15 protein-coding genes are annotated in these 17,100 nt (G+C 71.1%); 6 read left to right on the top strand and 9 right to left on the bottom strand.

Annotated elements, in window-relative coordinates:
• Positions 1–165 precede the first annotated feature (165 nt).
• The 8 genes from UAJ10_RS27840 to UAJ10_RS27805 all read right to left on the bottom strand — a co-directional run bounded on the left by UAJ10_RS27840 (position 166) and on the right by UAJ10_RS27805 (position 10,607).
• Complete coding sequence (locus UAJ10_RS27840) at positions 166–987, bottom strand: alpha/beta fold hydrolase (protein WP_322918632.1); 822 nt, start codon at positions 985–987, stop codon at positions 166–168.
• A 344-nt stretch (positions 988–1,331) separates the two neighbouring features.
• Entirely contained in the window at positions 1,332–2,018 is a 687-nt protein-coding gene (locus tag UAJ10_RS27835) for an alpha/beta hydrolase (protein WP_322918631.1), read from the bottom strand.
• A 297-nt stretch (positions 2,019–2,315) separates the two neighbouring features.
• Positions 2,316–2,906, bottom strand: coding sequence for a helix-turn-helix transcriptional regulator (locus tag UAJ10_RS27830; protein WP_322918630.1), 591 nt, complete (start codon positions 2,904–2,906; stop codon positions 2,316–2,318).
• Positions 2,907–3,001: 95 nt separating this feature from the next.
• Entirely contained in the window at positions 3,002–5,569 is a 2,568-nt protein-coding gene (locus UAJ10_RS27825; protein ID WP_322918629.1) for an ATP-binding protein, read from the bottom strand.
• Between the two features lie 65 nt (positions 5,570–5,634).
• Positions 5,635–7,194, bottom strand: a complete 1,560-nt coding sequence (locus tag UAJ10_RS27820) for an MFS transporter (RefSeq protein WP_322918628.1) — start codon at positions 7,192–7,194, stop codon at positions 5,635–5,637.
• Positions 7,191–8,279: an HlyD family secretion protein gene (locus UAJ10_RS27815; protein WP_322918627.1), complete on the bottom strand. Its 1,089-nt coding sequence runs from the start codon at positions 8,277–8,279 to the stop codon at positions 7,191–7,193. The genes UAJ10_RS27820 and UAJ10_RS27815 overlap by 4 nt, the downstream gene beginning before the upstream one ends.
• A 4-nt stretch (positions 8,280–8,283) precedes the next feature.
• Positions 8,284–9,399, bottom strand: a complete 1,116-nt coding sequence (locus tag UAJ10_RS27810) for an FAD binding domain-containing protein (RefSeq protein WP_322918626.1) — start codon at positions 9,397–9,399, stop codon at positions 8,284–8,286.
• A 209-nt stretch (positions 9,400–9,608) separates the two neighbouring features.
• Positions 9,609–10,607 (bottom strand): MBL fold metallo-hydrolase, encoded by a 999-nt coding sequence (locus UAJ10_RS27805; RefSeq protein ID WP_322918625.1) that lies wholly within the window; start codon positions 10,605–10,607, stop codon positions 9,609–9,611.
• Positions 10,608–10,831: 224 nt separating this feature from the next.
• Here UAJ10_RS27805 and UAJ10_RS27800 point away from each other — a divergent pair, with 224 nt between their 5' ends.
• From UAJ10_RS27800 to UAJ10_RS27785, 4 genes are all read left to right on the top strand, one after another.
• Entirely contained in the window at positions 10,832–11,809 is a 978-nt protein-coding gene (locus tag UAJ10_RS27800; RefSeq protein WP_322918623.1) for a DUF6662 family protein, read from the top strand.
• Between the two features lie 84 nt (positions 11,810–11,893).
• Positions 11,894–12,415, top strand: a complete 522-nt coding sequence (locus UAJ10_RS27795) for an FMN-binding protein (RefSeq protein WP_322918622.1) — start codon at positions 11,894–11,896, stop codon at positions 12,413–12,415.
• Entirely contained in the window at positions 12,396–13,268 is an 873-nt protein-coding gene (locus tag UAJ10_RS27790; protein WP_322918621.1) for an FAD:protein FMN transferase, read from the top strand. Before UAJ10_RS27795 ends, UAJ10_RS27790 begins: the two co-directional genes overlap by 20 nt.
• Positions 13,265–13,756, top strand: coding sequence for a hypothetical protein (locus UAJ10_RS27785; RefSeq protein WP_322918619.1), 492 nt, complete (start codon positions 13,265–13,267; stop codon positions 13,754–13,756). Before UAJ10_RS27790 ends, UAJ10_RS27785 begins: the two co-directional genes overlap by 4 nt.
• Here UAJ10_RS27785 and UAJ10_RS27780 read toward each other — a convergent pair.
• On the bottom strand, positions 13,753–14,760 hold the full coding sequence (locus UAJ10_RS27780; RefSeq protein WP_322918617.1) for a LacI family DNA-binding transcriptional regulator: 1,008 nt from the start codon (positions 14,758–14,760) through the stop codon (positions 13,753–13,755). The genes UAJ10_RS27785 and UAJ10_RS27780 overlap by 4 nt on opposite strands.
• Before the next feature lie 127 nt (positions 14,761–14,887).
• On the opposite strand from UAJ10_RS27780, the gene UAJ10_RS27775 reads away from it, so the two are divergent.
• Together UAJ10_RS27775 and UAJ10_RS27770 are read left to right on the top strand one after the other, a co-directional pair.
• A complete protein-coding gene (locus UAJ10_RS27775) occupies positions 14,888–16,015 on the top strand; it encodes a Gfo/Idh/MocA family protein (protein ID WP_322918615.1) in 1,128 nt (375 codons plus the stop codon).
• Positions 16,016–16,041: 26 nt separating this feature from the next.
• Positions 16,042–17,097: a sugar phosphate isomerase/epimerase family protein gene (locus tag UAJ10_RS27770; RefSeq protein WP_322918614.1), complete on the top strand. Its 1,056-nt coding sequence runs from the start codon at positions 16,042–16,044 to the stop codon at positions 17,095–17,097.
• Positions 17,098–17,100: the final 3 nt, after the last annotated feature.

Below are 17,100 nucleotides of genomic sequence, written 5' to 3'. Positions count from 1 at the left end.
GGCTCCTGGCAGGGCGTGTTGACGCCGCTACGGTGCCCCTTCGCCCGCCCCGGAACATCCCATACCTAGGTTTGCTAGCCCCCTACGGCGGTTTGTGGGGGCGGGGCTTCAAGAAGAAATGGGGCGGGAAATCGTCCCGCCCCCCGCGTTCCCCATCCCTGGGCCTTAGCCCCGCAGGAAGGCCAGCAGGTCCGCGTTCACCTGGTCCTTGTGGGTGGCGTAGGTGGCGTGTGGCGCGCCGGGATAGATCTTCAGCTGGGCGCCGGGGAGCAGACGCGCGGTGGCCAGCGCCGTCGGTCCCATGGGCGCCGTCTGGTCGTCATCGCCATGGATGATCAGGGTGGGCAGGCGGATGTCCGCCATCTCCCGCCGGAAGTCGGTTTCGGAGAAGGCGGTGACGCAGTCGATGGTGGCCTTGATGGACGCCTGCGCCGCCATTTGCAGCGTCTGGTCCAGAATTCCCTTGGACACCGCGGCCCCCGGCCGGTTGGTGCCGAAATAGAGGGTGCTGAAATCCGCGACGAACTGGGGACGGTCCTGGGCGATGGCGTCGCGGACGCCCGCGAAGCTTTCGGCCGGCATGCCGTCGGGGTTGTCGTCGGTCTTCAGGAAGAAGGGTGTCACCGCGCTGACCAGCGCCAGCTTGGCGACGCGGCCGGCGCCATGGCGGGTGAGATACCGCACCATGTCGCCGCCACCCATGGAAAAGCCCACCAGCACCACATCCCTTAGGTCCAGGTGTTCGATCAGCTGCGCGACATCGTCGGCCAGGGTGTCGTAGTCATAGCCGTCCCACGGCTGGCTGGACCGGCCGAAACCCCGGCGGTCGAAGGCCACGGCGCGATAGCCGTGCCGCGCCAGGTGCAGCATCTGGTATTCCCACATGTCGGCGCTCAGCGGCCAGCCGTGGCTGAACAGGACGGGTTGGCCGTGGCCCCAGTCCTTGTAATAGAGGTCGGTGCCATCGCTCAGCGTCAGGGTGCTCATGGGGCTTCCTCGGTTTCAGGGGAGTGAGGGTGAACGCTATCGGCCATCAGCGGGGCGGGCTTGAAGGAAAGGCGGGCGTCTGTCCGAATTCTCCGCCCGTCATCAGCGCCGTCCCGTCTTTCTTCCGTCCTCTTGCCCAAATCTCCATCACCCAAATGCTTGGCCTCCAGCTCCCTGGATGCCAAGTCCGCAGGCGCGGCATCAGCCAATCGACCTGGGCCAGCAGCAGGGCGCCGCCGCCGGGACCGGTGCAGCAAGTGCCGGCCAGGGCCAGCAGGACACGCAAGACGGGGGCGTTGGGTGCCATGGGGGCGATCCCTGGAGATGGTCGCGGAGGGGGAGGGTCAGCGGCCGAAGGCGTCGGCCAGCGCGCGGCGGGCCACGGCAAGGGCCGACAGGGTGGGGGCGGTGTCCGCCAGTCCGTCCAGCCAGAAGAAGTCGTGGATGGTGCCCATCAGGCGCAGGGCGCTGGCGTCCACCTCCGCCCGCATCAGGCGGCGGGCCAGCGCCTCGCCCCCCTCCCGCGCCAGGTCCGCCTCCGCCGTCAGGATCAGCGTGGACGGCAGGCGGCGCAGGCGGTCCAGCGGCAGGTCCAGGGGTGACATCGCCGTCCAGGCCGGCTGGCCGGGAAAGGCCTGGGCCATCAGCGCCGGCAGGTCGCAATGATCCAGCCAGGGGGAGGACGGGGCGCCCGGCGCCGCCGGCCCCACCAGGGGATGGAACAGAAGCAGCAGGCGGAAGCCCTCACTGGGCGGCAGGCTCGCGGCCAGCAACGCCGCCATGGCCCCGCCGCTGCCGTCGCCGGCCACGGCCATGCGCGCGAGGTCCAGCCCCTGGGCCGGCGCCTGGGCGCGCGTCCAGTCCAGGGCGGTGCGCGCCTGCCTCAGGGCCTGGGCGGCGGGCGCCCCGCCATGGTCGACGAAGACCAGGGCGGCGCCGCAGGACCGGGCCAATGCCGCGGCCGCGCCGCCGTGGGTGTCCCAGCCGCCCAGCGCCCACAGGCCGCCGTGCAGGTAGAAGACCACCGGCACCCGGTCCCCCCGTCCAGGCCGGGATGGCAGAGGCGCAGCGAAATGCCCTCGGCGCCCGGTACGGTGACGTGGATGACGGGCTCCGCCACCGGCGGCGCGCCCGCCTGCAGGCGCGTGGCGATGGCCCGTCGCGCGGCCGGGGCCAGGCCGGGCGCGTAGGGCAGCGATCCCGCCTCCACCACGCGATCAAGGAAGCTTTGCACGCCCGCGTCCAGGGTCAGGCAGTGCGCGGCGGGGTCCAGCCGGGGGCCCTTGGCGGTTAGGTCGTGGATCATGGGGTCGTGGTCCGGCAAGGGGTCAGGCGATCAGGGAGATGTCGACGGCGTTGGCGCGGCGCCAGCTGGCGGGGCTGCTGCCCGTGGCCTGGCGGAACAGGCGGCTCAGATGCGCCTGGTCGGCGAAGCCGCAGGCGTCGGCGATCTCCGCCAGGGCGTCGTCGGTGTCCAGCATCAGGGCCTTGGCCCGTTCCACCCGCCGGCTGATGATGAAGGCGTGTGGCGACATGCCGAAGGTCTGGCGGAAGGCGGTGCAGAAATGGCTGGTGCTGAGCTTGGCCTCGGCGGCCAGATCCTCATTGCACAGGGTGCCGCCCAGCCGCCGCTCCACCAGGGCGGCCACGCGGCGGGCCTGCCAGGGCGCCAGACCACCGCGCGTGGCTTCTTCCGGCCGGCCCATCCCTTCTTGGGAACGATGCAGCAGCAGGTCGCGCACCTTGACGATGCGGTCGCGCGCCTGGGCCACGTCGTGCTCCACGGCGTGCATGGCCTCTTCCAGCAGGCGGGCGACGGTGGCCAGGTGGCCACCGGCTAGAAGGCCGCCGGGGGGCAGGCCAGTGGGCAGGCTGGCCAGGGTGTGAAAGGCGTCCAGGGCGGCGGCAGGGGCGGTCATGTCATCCTCCATCCGGTGGGCGTCCCCTTCCGCGGCGTGTCGGGCGGGGGACCGTGATGAAGGCAGTGTCGGTCAGGCGACCGCCAGGCGGGGAGTTAAGCGATGTGAAGCGTTGTGTACCGTCCCCACACCGTTAAGCGGGGGGTGTCAAAGCAAAGGGCCGTGCCAGCCGGCATGGGGCTCCGGCCGCGACAGGACCATGGCTCGCGCCCCGGCATTGCCGGCCACGGCGAACATTTCCAGCTGCATGGCGCTGGCCCCGGCCGGCAGGGCGCCGGATGGGCCCCCTGACTGGCCCCCCCTGGCAGGCCAAGGGCGGCGCCATAGCCGTGGACGAAGACATGCCAATGCTCCAGCGCGTGGCGGGTGGTGCGCTGGGCCAGCCGGTCGATCCAGCCCGTGGCGAGATCCCGTTCCCCGGCGGCGATGGCCACGGGGATGGCGCCGATGGCCAGGCAGTAGCACAGTGACAGGGCGTGATCGATGGATGCGGCGTCCGCCGCCGCCGCGCGCGCCAAGTCCAGGGCGCCGCGTACATCCCCCATGGCCCAGCGCAGGCGCATCAGCAAGGTCAGGGCGGCCAGCTTGGCGTCCACCTGGGCGTGGTTGGCCAGGTTGACGCGCACCGGGTCGGCATCGGCCGCCATGACCGTTTCCAGCAACGCCAGGCCCGCCGCGTGCTCCCCCCGGAAATGGTGGGACATGGCGCGCATGCGCATCCCCGTCAGCCGCTCGGTCAGGCCGCCGTCGGGCCCGACGCGGCCGGCGAAGGCCTCCGCCGCCGCCAGGCTGTCCGCGTAGGCTCCGGCCAGGGTGTGATAGGCCCAGATGCCCCATTGGGCGCGGCGGGCCAGGCCTTCGTCGCCGATGCCCTCGGCGATCTCCAGCGCCTGGCGGAAGGCCTGGCCCATGGCGGGAACGGGGCCGCGGGTGTGCCACAGGGCATGGCCGTAGGCGGCCAGCAGTTCCACCCGCCGTGCCGGGTCGGCGGCGCCCTGTTTCTCCAGGATGGCCAGGATGCGCTCCGCCCGGCCCAGGAACTCATGCGGCAGCGACAGGTGGAACCATAGCGAGGCGCTGGCGACGATCAGGGTCAGACCCAGGCCGATGTCGCCACCCTCGCCCACCGCCCAGTCCAGGGCGCCGCGCACGTCGTCGATGCGGCGGCTGTGGGTGGCCAGCCAGTCGCGCGGCGCCTTGCCCTCCCACGAGGCCTGGGCATCGGTGAACAGCGAGATCATGTGGCGGGCGTGGGCGGCGCGGACGCGGTCCTCCAGCCCGGTGTCGGCCAGGCGCTCGTGCCCATAATACCGCGTGGTGTCCAGCAGGCGGTAGCGGGTGGCGCCGCCCTCGCGGCCGCTGACCACCAGCGACTTGGCCACCAGGTCGGCCAGGCCGTCCAACACTTCCATCTCACCGCCGCCGGTGACACCCCACGCGTCCGCCGCGTCGAAGCCCGCGCGGAAGGCCGACAGGCTGATCAGCAGCACCTTTTCCTCCGGCGTCAGCAGCTCGTAGCTCCAGTCCAGGGCGGCGCGCAGGGTGCGGTGGCGGGGCAGGGCGGTGCGCCGGCCGCGGGTCAGCAGGTTCAGCCGGTCGTGCAGGCGGCTGGCCAGTTCCGGCAGATCCATCAGGTCGGCGCGGGCGGCGGCCAGCTCGATGGCCAGCGGGATGCCGTCCAGACGGCGGCAGATCTCGGCCAGCGCGGGGGCGGTCGCGTCATCCACGGTGAAGTCGGCCCGCACGGCCCGCGCCCGCTCGAAGAACAGGGCGGCGGCGGGATAGGACAGCACGGTGGCCGCGTCCTGGGCCAGGCCGTCCGGGATGGGCAGGGCCGGCAGGCGGTGCACCCATTCGCCGGCGGCGCGCAGCGGTTCCCGGCTGGTGGCCAGGATCAGCAGGCCGGGCACGGCGTGCAACAGCCGTTCGGCCAGGTCGGCCACGGCGTCCACCAGGTGCTCGCAATTATCCAGCAGCAGCAGGCTGGGGCTGGCGGCCAGGCTGGCCACGATGGCGGCGAAGCAATCCGCGCCGGAGGCGGGCAGGCCCAGCGCGGTGGCCAGGGTGCCCTCCACCCACGCCGCGTCGGATACGGGCGCCAGGTCGACGAAGCGCGCGGTGGCGGTTGACGCCAGCGCCGCCGCCGTGGCCAGGGCGACGGAGGTCTTGCCGATGCCGCCCGGGCCGGCCAGCGTCAGGAAATGCCGCTCCGGCAGTTCCGCCGCCAGGGTGGCCACCACCTCAGACCGTCCCAGCAGACGCACCAGGGGCCGGGGGGCGGGCGGCTCGGCGGCGGGACGGGCGGCCGCCTCCGCGACGGTGGCCGGGTTGGGCGCGGTGCGGGCGACGGGTGCGGAGAAGACCGGCAAGGTCAGGCGATAGCCGCGCCCGGCCTCGTTAACCACCAGGCCGTCGTCGCCCAGGGCCTTGCGCAGGCCGGACAGGTGGACGCGGACGGCGCTGTCGTCGATGGCCTGGCCGGGCCAGACCTCGGCCAACAGGCGGTCGCGGGTCACCAGCCCGCCCCCGGCGGCGGCCAGCACGCCCAGCAGGTTGGCGGCGCGGCCGCCCAGCTTCACCGGCTGTCCCGCTTTGGCCAGCGTCATCTGCGGCACGTCGAAGGTGAAGCTGCCGAAGGTGTAACGGACGCCTTGGTCACTCATCGTTCGATCCGCATGCCTTGATCAAGCCCCACCCTCCGAGTTCTACGTGCACGCCCGCCGCCGCTTCAAGCCTTGGCCGGCGGTGGGCGCAGCCAGGCGGCCAGCGCGATGCAGGCGAAGGCGCCGGCCGCCGCCGCCGCGAAGCCATCGATATAGGCCAGCACTGATGCCTGCTGCGCCACCACGCCGGCCAGCAGCCGGGTGGCGCCGGAAACGGGGTCGACGCCATGGGCGGACAGCACGGCCTGCGATCGCGCCAGCCGGTCGGCGGTGGCGCCGGCCAAGGGATCGACATGCAGACCCAGCAGGTTGGAATGCAGCTGTTCGCGCATGCGCACGAAGGTCTGCATGAAGGCGACGCCGATCTCGCCGCCGAACAGGCGGGCGGCCTGCAGCAGGGCGCCGATGGAAATGGCGTCGGCCGGCGTGATGTTCCGCACCACCAGCACCACCAGGGCCGTCAGCGCCAGGCATTGCCCCACCGCCTGCAGGGCCTGGGACGGCAGGAAATCCAGGGTGGCCCACTGGCTGGTCAGGCTGGTGGCCTGCAGGCAGGCGATGGCGATTAGCAGGGCGCCCGCCGCCAGGACCCAGCGCCCATCCACCCGCGCCAGCAGCCAGCCCAGCGGCAGGATCAGGGCGAACTGGGGCAGGGCGATGAACAGCAGCACCGGGCCCACCTGCAGCTCACGGAAGTTCTGCACCACCTGCAGATAGACCGGGATGATGTAGGCGGTGGACAGGATGATGAAGCGGAAGCCGGCCAGCAGCAGCATAAGCAGGAACAGGTTGCCGCGCAGCATCAGGCGCAGGTTCAGGAAGGGGCGGCGGCTGATGATCAGCTCGCGCACCGCGAACAAGGCGGTGACCAGGCCACCCGCCACCAACAGGCCCACCACCAGGCCGCTGCCCGTCCAGTCCAGCCGGTTGCCCTGGTCCAATCCCGCGTACAGCAGGCCGAAGCCCACGGCGGCGTAGGCGACACCCGGCCAGTCGTGCTGCTTCAGCAGATCGGTGTTCAGCGGCTCCCGGGGGACGCCGATCCACACGCACAGGAACATGAGGGGCAGGACCAGGCAGTACTGCCAGTTCAGCCAGGCGATGGACCAGTTCTCGGCGTACCATCCCTCCAGCGCCGCGCCGATGTTCTGCGAGAATTCCGAATTCATGGCATAGGCGGCCAGGCCGTACAGCGTCAGCCGCGCCGGAAGGCTCAGCACGATGAAGCGGATGGTCAGGGGGATGAAGGTGCCGGCCCCCAGGCCCGACAGGAACTGCATGGCCAGATAGGCCGACAGGTTGGGTGACAGCGGCGCCAGCAGGCTGGCCACGAAGAACAGGCCGATGCCGGCGAACAGTACCCGGCGGGCACCGAACATGGTGCCCAGGTAGGGGCAGGCCACCCCCACCACCATCTGCCCCACGCCATAGGCGGTGGTGATCCAGGCGCCCTCGTCGAAGCCGGCGTGCAGGTCGCCGCGCAGGTCGGTCAGGCCGAAGGTGGTGATGCGGGAACCCAGGGTGGACAGCAGCGCGCCCAGAAGCACCCCCAGGATGCCGATATAGGCCCGCGCGCCGTCCAGCGTCGGCCAGGGGTGCGGTGCGGCGGGCGCGGCGGCGGTCATTGACGGTCATCCACATCGATGGTGGAGACGACCGACATGCCCGGCCGCACCAGGGTGCCCAGGGCCGGCACGGGGTCGAGAACGATCTTCACCGGCACGCGCTGCACCACCTTGGTGAAGTTGCCGGTGGCGTTGTCCGGTGGCAGCAGGGTGAAGACGCTGCCGGTGCCGGGGGACCAGCTGTCGACATGGCCGTGCAGCCTCAGGTCGGGGAAGGCGTCCACCGTCACCGTGGCGGGGTCGCCCACCCGCACGTGGGTCATCTGGGTTTCCTTGTAGTTGGCCACCACCCATACCTTGGGCAGGGCCATGACCCCGATGATCTGCGTGCCGACGTTGACGAACTGCCCCGGGCGCACCTGGCGCTGGCCCACCATGCCGTCGGCGGGGGCGACGATGCGGGTATAGGCCAGGTTGTTCCGCGCCAGGGCCAGCTGCGCCTCGCCCTCCCGCACCTGCGCCGTCAGCTGCCGCTCCTGCACGTCCAGGCTGGCCAGCTGGGCCTTCTGCTGGGCCAGCTGGGCGGCGGCCAGTTGCGATTGCGCCACCGCCTTGGCCGCGTCGGCGTCGGCCTGCTCCACCTTCTGTTCCGTCCCGGCGATCCTGGTGCGCAACAGGTCGCGCTGGCGTTCCGCCTCCAGCCGGGTGCGGGTCATGTCGGCGGCGGCGCTGGCGATGCCGGCCTCCGCCTGGTGGACCAGGGCGCGCTGCACGTCCTTCTGGTTGGCCAGGTTGGCCAGCGCCGCCTGGGCCGCCGCCAGGCTGGCCTGCGCCAGATCCAGCTGGGCCTGGTAGTCCGACGGCTCGATCTGGGCGATCAGGTCCCCTTTGCGCACCGCCTGGAAGTCATCCACCGCGACCGTCTGGACATAGCCGGCGACCTTGGCCGACAGGGGCGTCAGGTCGCCGGTGACGTAGGCGTCGGATGAGGACTGGTGGCGGGCGCCGCCCAGCCAGCGGTCCCAGTGCCCGGCCACCACCCAGACCAGCACGCTGGCGCCGGCCAGGACCAGGGTGCGCAGCACGGAAGGCAGCCAGGGGTGGCCGGCCGGGGCGTTTCCAGGGGGCGTCACGGTCGTATCCATGGGGTCACTCCAGCGCCGCGCCCAGGCGGCGACCATAGGCGGTGATGGTGGAACCGGCGGCGCAGCGCTCATGACTGTACAGCGCCAGAGCGTCGGTGATGCTGGGCGCCTCGGCCAGATGGCGGCGCAACGCCATGGCGTCGCCGGCGGCCTTGGCCACGCCCATGGCGGTGTGCGGCCGCGCGACGAAGGCGGCGTCCCCCAGCAGGGCGACAGGACCCGTGGCCATCACCGGCGCCTCGTAATCGAAAATGGCCTGGATGAAGGGTTCAGGCTCCGCCACCACCACGGCGGCGAAGGGGGGCGGCAACAGCCGCGTGGCGTCCGCCCGCAGGGCCGCCGCCTCCGACGCCCGCACCTGGCCCGGGGCCAGGGAATGGGGATGGGGCCGGCCCTCGGCGTCGGTCAGCGTCGCCTCCAGGGCCGCCGCCGGCACCGGCCGGTACCAGACCCAGTTGTACCGCCGCTGGCCCGGCGTCGTCTCCCCGCCCGGCCCCGGCACCAGATATCCCAGGGCGTGGGACCGGGGCATCATGTAGAAGGCGAACCGGTCGCGCAGCACGGCGGCCTCCGCCGGCAACCGGTCCTCCGGGAACAGGCCGCGCCAGGCGACATAGCCGGCATAGCTGTTGGGCGCGGGGCCGCCGGTCACGACCGGGCGCACGACCGACCCCAGGCCGTCGGCGCCGATGACCAGGTCGGCCTCTTCCTCCCCACCGTCGCCGAACAACAGGCGGGCGCCTTGGGGGCCTTGCGTCACGGCGCGCACCGCCCGGTCCAGGATATAGCCGTCGTCGGGCACCTTGGCCCGCAGGGTACGGTAGAGATGATCCCAAGAGATTTGGGTTTGCGGGGTGGCGTGGCGCTCGGCGATGCCACCGTCCCGGTCGAAATAAATGCGCTCGAACGCGACCACGCCGACGCGGGCCACATGCTCGCATCCCACGGCGCGCAGCAGGGCGAACAGCTCCCGCTGGCTGACCAGGCCGGCGCCCCGGCCGGCCAGGCCGCCGGCCGACCGCTCATAAATGCGGACGTCATGCCCGTCCTGCCGCAGCAGGGCGGCGGCCGACAGCCCGCCGATGGATCCGCCGATGATGCGGATGCGCAAGGGGCCCATGGCTCAGGCCCCCTTTCGGCCGCGGCGGCGGCGCAGGGTCAGCATGGCCTGGATGTGGACAGGGATCATAGCGGGGCTCTTGAACGGAAAGGGGCGGATGGCCGAACGATGCCTGAACCACGCCCGCACGGCTTGGACGCCCCACGCCGGATTTGAACATGCCTCGGATGGCGATGAAGGTGGGCCGGCACGGCCGGCGCCGTCGCGGGTCAGCGCGCCTGCGTCAATCCTACGGTCGTATAATTGGCCGGCAGCCAGCGGTAGGTGCCGTCTTGCCGGGTGATGTGGCCCAGGCCGGGGAAGGCGATATGGGCGGCGGCGACCCAGCTGCCATCCCGCGCCGCCTGCGCCATCAACCGGTCGCGGGCTTGCACGGCAGCCGCTTGGTCGCTGTCATATTTCACCGTGGCGGTGGGGTCGGCGAACTGCACGGCGGCGACATGGACGATGTCGCCCCACGCCAGCAACGTCTGGCCGTCCCGGCCGCGCACGCGATAGGCGGTATGGCCCGGTGTGTGGCCCGGACTGGGCAGGGCCTGGACGGCGGGGTCCAGCTGGGCCTCGCCATCGAAGGGCCGTACCCTGCCGGCATCGACATAGGCCCGCAGGCTGTCGATGGCGCCGTCGAACATGGGCCCCAGGAAGGGGGGCGCCTTGGCCTTGTTGGCCGGGTTCAGCCAGAAGTCGGCGTCGCGCCGGTTCACCCGCACGATGGCGTTGGGGAAGGCCATGCGGCCGCCTTGGTCCACCCCGCCGACATGGTCGCGGTGCAGGTGGGTCAGGTAGATTTCGTCCACCGCCTCGGGCGTGTAGCCCGAGGCGTGCAGGTTGGCCATCAGGTGGCCACCGTCGGCGCCGTACAACACGCCGGCGCCGGCGTCGATCAGGATCAGCTTGGTTCCGGTATTGATCAGGAAGGCGTTGATCGACCCCTCCACCGGCGCCGTCAGGTCGGCGGCCGCCAACAAGGTGTCGGTCTCGGCCGTGGTGATGCCGGTCATGACCTCATGCACGGGGAAGGGGTGGGTGCCGTCCAGCAGGGCCGTCACCTCGATATCCCCCAGCATCATGCGATAGAACCCCGGCGCCTGGGTGCGGGCTTGGGCCGTCGCCGCGCCTGCCGCCGGCGCCGGGACAGTCAGCGCCAGGACGGTGGTGAGCGCCAGGGGAAGCAGGAACGCCAACGGGCGTGCGATAGGGCCGGCCATGATCTGAACTCATCGGACTGAAGGGGCGCCAAAGGATGACGGGAGGCGCACCGCCCGTCTTGGCGCTTTCGTCGCCCTTTTGTCGCTCAGTGGGGTATCAACGCTCCGCCCACCCTTTGTTGCGGCGACAATATGTCGCGTGCTCAAACTATGAATTGACAGAGCCATCTGGCGCGGCCCATTGCTCCTGCGACTTATTCGCACTTTTCAGGAGCCTCGGCAGAATGTCGCGCAAGACGACCCGCCCCCTGTCCCACCCCCGCCTGTGCGGCATGGCGCTGGCCTGCGCCGTCGCCGGCGGCACCCTGGGCCCGGCGTCGCCGGCGACGGCGGGGGAGCCGCTGTTCGGCTACATCTACACCACCGACCTGCTGCCCGCCGGCAAGGTGGAGGCGGAGCAGTGGCTGACCGGCCGCCTGGGCAAGGCCGGGGGCGACTTCAGCCTGTGGCAGGGCCGCACGGAGGTCGAGTATGGCCTGACCGACAATCTGCAGATCGCCGCCTACGCCAACTACGCCTGGACCCATGCCCGCCAGGACGGCGTGGACGGCACCACGGCCGTGCCCGAGACCTTCGCCGAATACACGCCCGCCAGCGACACCGCCAGCTTCCACGGGACGAAGTACGAGGGCACGTCGGTCGAGCTGATCTGGCGCCTGCTCAGCCCCTACACCGATCCCATCGGCCTGGCGCTGTATGTGGAGCCGCTGGTGGGGCCCAAGACCCGGGAACTGGAATCCCGCCTGATCGTGCAGAAGAATTTCCTGGACGATCAGCTGGTGGTGGCCGCGAACGTGACGGTGGAGCAGGAATTGCGCCGCCTGAATGGCGATCCGGACGCCGATCCGCTATCCAACGACGCGTCGGAGCATTGGGATCATGAGACCGACGTCAATTTCGGCCTCGCCGCCTCTTACCGCTTCGCGCCCAGCTGGTACGCCGGTGTCGAATTCCAGAATGAACGGGAATTCTCCAACTTCCACTTCTGGACGTCGGGGTCGGCCACCAACGTCGCCTATTACGCCGGCCCCTCCATCCATTATGGTGGTGAGCGCTTTTTCGTGAACCTGACCTATCTGGAACAGCTGCCCTTCGCCCAGGACCTGGCCAACCCGTCGCCCGGTTTCGTGAAGAGCGGCCGGACCTACGCCGATGATTTTGAAAAGCGGCGCCTGCGGCTGAAGGTCGGCGTGACCTTTTAAGGACGGCGTTCCATCATGCGCCGGCCCCGGGAACCAAGCGGTCCCCGGGGCCGGCCTCGTTTCCTCGTTGGAGTGTCCTTTTCCATGCGTGCCCCCCTCCTGGCCCTGGCGGCGCCGGCCCTGATCCTGTCCCAGCCGGCGGCAGCCACCGTCTACCTCACCACCGAACAGGCCCAGGCGGCCCTGTTCCCTGGCCAGGCGTTGACGCCACTGCCCGTGACCCTGAGCAGCGCCCAGGCCGATGCCATCGAAAGCCAGAGCGGCGTGGATGTGCGCAACAAGACGGTGCAGGCCTGGCGGGCCGCCGACGGCGGCACCTTCATCGTCGATGAGGTGCTGGGCAAGCACGAGTACATCACCATCGCCCTGGCCATCACCAAGGCGGGCGCGGTGCAGGGGCTGGAGATCCTGGAATACAAGGAAAGCTATGGTCATGAGGTGCGCGGCGACGACTGGCGGGCGCAGTTCACCGGCAAGACGGCCGCCAGCCCGTTGAAGCTGGACCGGGACATCACCAACATCTCCGGCGCCACCCTGTCGTCCAAGCATGTGACGGACGGCGTGCGCCGCCTGCTGGCCACCTGGAATGTCGCCCTCAAGCCCTGAGGCGCGCCGCGCCCGCCCCCTGCTGGGGACCTTGGTCGAGGTGCGCATCGACGCCCGCGACGTTGACGAGGGCGCCGATGGCGTCGATATCGAGGCGGCGCTGGCCGCCGCCTTCGCCGCGGTCGCCCAGGTGCAGGCGTTGATGAGCTTCCATGACCCGGACAGCGAGCTGTCGCGCCTGAACCGGCTGGGCCATCGCCTGCCGGTCAGCCTGCATCCCTGGACGGCGGACGTCCTGCGCCGGGCACAGGCCCTGCACCGGGCGACGGGCGGCCTGTTCGATCCGGCGGTGGCGCCTGCCCTGGCGGCCCTGGATTTCCTGCCCGCACCGCTGGCGGCGGCCCCCCGGGGCGGCAGCATCGCCGATCTGGTGGTGGGGGACGGCGTCGCGTGCGGCGTCCGGCCGCTGTGGCTGGACCTGGGCGGCATCGCCAAGGGCTATGCCGTCGACCGGGCGGTGGACGCCCTGCGGACGCGGGGGGTACGCGCCGGGGCGGTGAACGCCGGGGGGGACCTGCGCCTGTTCGGCGCCACGCCCCAGCCGGTGGTGGTGCGCGACCCGGTCGACCCCGGCCGGCACTGGTCCCTGGGGGAGTTCCGGGATATCGCCATCGCCACCAGCGCCGGTTATTACACCGCGCGCTCCACGGCGGATGGGCTGGTCATGCCCATCATCGACCCGCGTGACAACCGCGCCGTGGTGGTGGGCCCCAGCGTCACCGTGCTGGCGAATGATTGCGCCACGGCGGACGCGCTGACCAAGGCGGTGATGCTGTCTGGCACGCCATCGCCCGTCTGGCTCCAGGATTTCGGCGCCCAAGCCGTGCGCCTGGAGGGAAGGGTAGCCGCATGACCGTGCAATCGGGGGCCGTTGTTCCGCCATCGCCCGCCCACACCGTGCGGGGGGCCGCCTTCGGCCTCAGCCGGGGGCATCGGCGGTGGCTGCATCGCGCCATGCTGGCCGTGGCCCTGACCGGCCTGGCATGGATGGTCCTGCACTACGGTCATGGCCTGATCGGGGTGGACGGTCACGCCGCGCGGTCGGTGGAGGCGTGGTGCATGAAGCTGCACGGCGCGGCGGTCATGGCGGCCCTGGTGGCCTTCGGCTCCGTCCTGCCGCACCACGTGCGCCTGGCCTGGCGGGCGCGGCGTCATCGTCTGTCGGGCGGCGGCCTCATCGCCGCCGTGCTGACCCTGGTGGCGACCGGCTATGGCCTTTACTACCTGGGGGATGAGGACTGGCACGACTACGCCAGCTGGGGCCACCAGGTGCTGGCGGCGGCGGCCGTGGCCGCCTGCCTCATCCATCTGCGCTCCGGCCGGCGCGGCCGCGCCAATTAGCGCCGCGCCGGCCCCGTGCTGCCGCGCACCGCCAGGTGGTGCGGCAGGGTGACGGACCGCGCGGCGCTCTGGCGGCCGGCGAGGATATCCAGCAGCAGGGCCACCGCGGTCCGGCCCAGATCCTCCATAGGCTGGCTGATGGTGGTCAGGGCCGGGTCCAGGTAACGGGCGAAGCGGATGTCGTCGAAGCCGACCAGCGACAGGTCGTCCGGGCAGCGATGGCCCGCCCGGCGGGCGGCGGCCAGGGCACCCATGGCCATCTCATCGCTGAAGCAGAACAGGGCGGTGGGGGTGTCGCCGCCCGCCAGCAGCCCCTGCGCCTCCCGCTCCCCCAATTCCACGGAGAAGTCGCCGGTGGCGATGCGCAGGGCCGCCTCGGCGCCATGGCGGGCGGCGGACACCCGCACGCCTTCCAGGCGGTCGCGGCTGATGGGGCTGGCCAGGGGACCGGTGATGACGCCGATGGTCCGGTGGCCCAGGTCGTACAGCAGGTCCATGGCCTCCACTGCGGCGGCCGCGTTGTCGATGTGGGCGCTGGACACGCCCAGGTCGGGGCTGAACTCGCAGCCATTGACCACCGGCGCCTTGGCGCCCTGCCGGCCGATAAGATCGGCCAAGGTGTCGGGCAGGCGGTGGCCCAGGAAGATCAGGCCGTCCGCCTCCTTCCGGCGCAGCATGCCGGCGTATTGCTCCTCCCGCTCGGTGCTGTGGCGGGTGTCGCCCAGCAGCACCGAATAGCCGGCGGCCTGCGCCGCTTCTTCCGCGCCGCGGATGACGCTGGAGAAGAAGGGGTTGGAGATGTCGGGCACGGTCACGACGATCTTGGCCGTGCGCAGGGTGCGCAGGCTTTTGGCCGCGTAGTTGGGCTCATAGCCCAGGGCGTCGACGGCGGCCATGACCCGTTCGCGCGTCGCCTCGCTGACCACCTCGGGGGTGCTCAGGACACGGGAAACGGTGGCGGTGGAAACCCGGGCCCGGCGGGCCACGTCTTGGATGGTCGGCATGGGATGGGAGGGTGCTTTCGATCCGCCTTGCCTGCAAGAGTTGCGAGGACATGGCTTCACTGCTAGGATCATGTAATCGATTTCATCTTTGTGCCACGCTTGAATGGACGGTTGGGGGGAATGGGTGATGTCTGAGGGTGTGATCCGCATGGCGATGGTGGGCGGCGGCCCCGGTTCCTTCATCGGGCCGGTGCACCGCATGGCGGCCGAATTGGACGGCCGCGTCCGCCTGGTGGCCGGCGCCTTCAGCCGGGACGAGGCCAAGTCCCAGGCCGCCGCCATAGGCTACGGTATCGACCCGGCCCGCGCCCATGGCGACTACCGCCAAATGCTGGCGGCCGAGGCGGCGCGGCCCGACGGCGCGCAATTCGTGGCCATCGTCACCCCCAACCATCTGCATTTTCCCGTGGCCAAGGCGGCGCTGGAGGCCGGCTTCCCGGTGCTGAGCGACAAGCCGGCGACCGCGACCTTGGAAGAGGCGGAGGATCTGGCCCGGGTGGTGGCCGATACCGGCCGCCTCTACGGCCTGACCTACACCTATACCGGCTATCCCCTGGTGCGCGAGGCGCGGGCCATCGTGCGGCGGGGCGACCTGGGCGACATCCGCAAGGTGGTGGTGGAATATTCCCAAGGCTGGCTGGCCGAGGCGGTGGAGAAGACGGACAACGCCCAGGCCGCCTGGCGGGCGGACCCGGCGCGCTCCGGCCTGGGCGGCTGCATCGGCGATATCGGCGTGCACGCCTTCAACGTGGCGGAATTCGTCAGCGGCTTGGCCGTGACGCGCCTCAACGCCGACCTCAACAGCGTGGTGCCCGGCCGCCGGCTGGACGACGACTGCAACATCCTGCTGCGGTTCGGTGAGGAGGTGCCGGGCGTGCTGGTGGCCAGCCAGGTGGCGGCGGGCGACCGCAACGGTTTGCGCCTGCGCGTCTATGGCACCCGAGGCGGGCTGGATTGGTGCCATGAACGGCCGGACGTGCTGACCCTCAACTGGCTGGACCGGCCCACCCAGACGCTGCACGCGGCGGCACCCTATCTGGGCCCGGCGGGGCGGGGGCCGGCGCGCCTGCCCACCGGCCATCCCGAGGGCTTCATCGAGGCCTTCGCCAACATCTATCGCGACTTCGCCGCCGCCATCGCCTCCGGCGGCGGCCTTGAAGGCACGCAGGTGCCCACCATCCAGGACGGGCTGCGTGGCATGGCCTTCGTCGCCCGCGCCGTGGCCGCCAACGGCGCCGGCTGGGTTCAGCTGTAACAGGGACTCCAGCGGGGATTCACACGATGAGAACGATCAAGGGTCCGGGCATATTCCTGGCGCAGTTCGCGGGCGACACCCCGCCCTTCGACACCGTGGCCGGCCTGGCCGGCTGGGCCTCCTCCCTGGGATACCAGGGCGTGCAGGTGCCCACCGGGCCGACCAGCCTGCTGGATTTGCAGAAGGCGGCGGACAGCATCGACTACGCCCAGGAATTCGCCGGCACGCTGGCGGAAAACGGCGTGGCGGTGACGGAGCTGTCGACCCACCTGCAGGGTCAGCTGGTGGCGGTGCACCCGGCCTATGACGCCCTGTTCGACGGCTTCGCCCCGCCCCAGGTGCGCGGCCGGCCGGATGCGCGGCGGGACTGGGCGGTGGACCAGTTGATGCTGGCGGCCCGTGTCAGCCGCAACCTGGGCCTGACGGCGCACGCCACCTTCTCCGGCGCACTGGCCTGGCCCTACATGTATCCCTGGCCGCAGCGCCCCGCCGGACTGGTGGAGGAGGCGTTCGCCGAGCTGGGCCGCCGCTGGCGCCCCATCTTGGACGCCTTCGACGCCGCCGGCGTCGACCTCTGCTTCGAGCTGCATCCGGGCGAGGATCTGTTCGACGGCGCCACCTTCGAACGCTTCCTGGACGTGGTGGACCACCATCCCCGCGCCGCCATCCTGTACGACCCCAGCCATTTCGTCCTGCAGCAGCTGGACTACCTGGCCTTCATCGACCGCTACCATTCCCGCATCCGCGCCTTCCATGTGAAGGACGCGGAATTCCGGCCCGACGGCCGCGCCGGCGTCTATGGCGGCTACCTGCCGTGGGTGGACCGGCCGGGCCGCTTCCGCTCCTTAGGCGATGGGCAGGTGGATTTCGGCGCCATCTTCGCCAAGCTGGCGCGGTACGACTATCCCGGCTGGGCCGTGCTGGAATGGGAATGCGCGCTGAAGCATCCCGAGGATGGCGCCCGGGAAGGGGCGCCCTTCATCCGCGACCACATCATCCGGGTGACGGAACGCGCCTTTGACGATTTCGCCGCCAGCGGCGTGGACACGGCCCGCAACCGCGCCCTGCTGGGCCTATCATAAAAA

This window comes from Nitrospirillum guaranorum, assembly GCF_034653275.1.
GTDB lineage: Bacteria > Pseudomonadota > Alphaproteobacteria > Azospirillales > Azospirillaceae > Nitrospirillum.
Note: the sequence above shows the minus strand (reverse complement) of the source record. Positions and strands in the feature narration are given on the sequence as shown.

Excerpts from the sequence above, each read along its gene's own strand:
- UAJ10_RS27795 (WP_322918622.1), top strand. The coding sequence starts at position 11,894 with ATGCGTGCCCCCCTCCTGGCCCTGGCGGCGCCGGCCCTGATCCTGTCC.
- UAJ10_RS27805 (WP_322918625.1), bottom strand. The coding sequence starts at position 10,607 with ATGGCCGGCCCTATCGCACGCCCGTTGGCGTTCCTGCTTCCCCTGGCG.
- UAJ10_RS27785 (WP_322918619.1), top strand. The coding sequence starts at position 13,265 with ATGACCGTGCAATCGGGGGCCGTTGTTCCGCCATCGCCCGCCCACACC.
- UAJ10_RS27840 (WP_322918632.1), bottom strand. The coding sequence starts at position 987 with ATGAGCACCCTGACGCTGAGCGATGGCACCGACCTCTATTACAAGGAC.
- UAJ10_RS27830 (WP_322918630.1), bottom strand. The coding sequence starts at position 2,906 with ATGACCGCCCCTGCCGCCGCCCTGGACGCCTTTCACACCCTGGCCAGC.
- UAJ10_RS27820 (WP_322918628.1), bottom strand. The coding sequence starts at position 7,194 with ATGACCGCCGCCGCGCCCGCCGCACCGCACCCCTGGCCGACGCTGGAC.
- UAJ10_RS27815 (WP_322918627.1), bottom strand. The coding sequence starts at position 8,279 with ATGGATACGACCGTGACGCCCCCTGGAAACGCCCCGGCCGGCCACCCC.
- UAJ10_RS27775 (WP_322918615.1), top strand. The coding sequence starts at position 14,888 with ATGTCTGAGGGTGTGATCCGCATGGCGATGGTGGGCGGCGGCCCCGGT.
- UAJ10_RS27770 (WP_322918614.1), top strand. The coding sequence starts at position 16,042 with ATGAGAACGATCAAGGGTCCGGGCATATTCCTGGCGCAGTTCGCGGGC.
- UAJ10_RS27790 (WP_322918621.1), top strand. The coding sequence starts at position 12,396 with ATGTCGCCCTCAAGCCCTGAGGCGCGCCGCGCCCGCCCCCTGCTGGGG.
- UAJ10_RS27800 (WP_322918623.1), top strand. The coding sequence starts at position 10,832 with ATGTCGCGCAAGACGACCCGCCCCCTGTCCCACCCCCGCCTGTGCGGC.
- UAJ10_RS27825 (WP_322918629.1), bottom strand. The coding sequence starts at position 5,569 with ATGAGTGACCAAGGCGTCCGTTACACCTTCGGCAGCTTCACCTTCGAC.
- UAJ10_RS27780 (WP_322918617.1), bottom strand. The coding sequence starts at position 14,760 with ATGCCGACCATCCAAGACGTGGCCCGCCGGGCCCGGGTTTCCACCGCC.
- UAJ10_RS27810 (WP_322918626.1), bottom strand. The coding sequence starts at position 9,399 with ATGGGCCCCTTGCGCATCCGCATCATCGGCGGATCCATCGGCGGGCTG.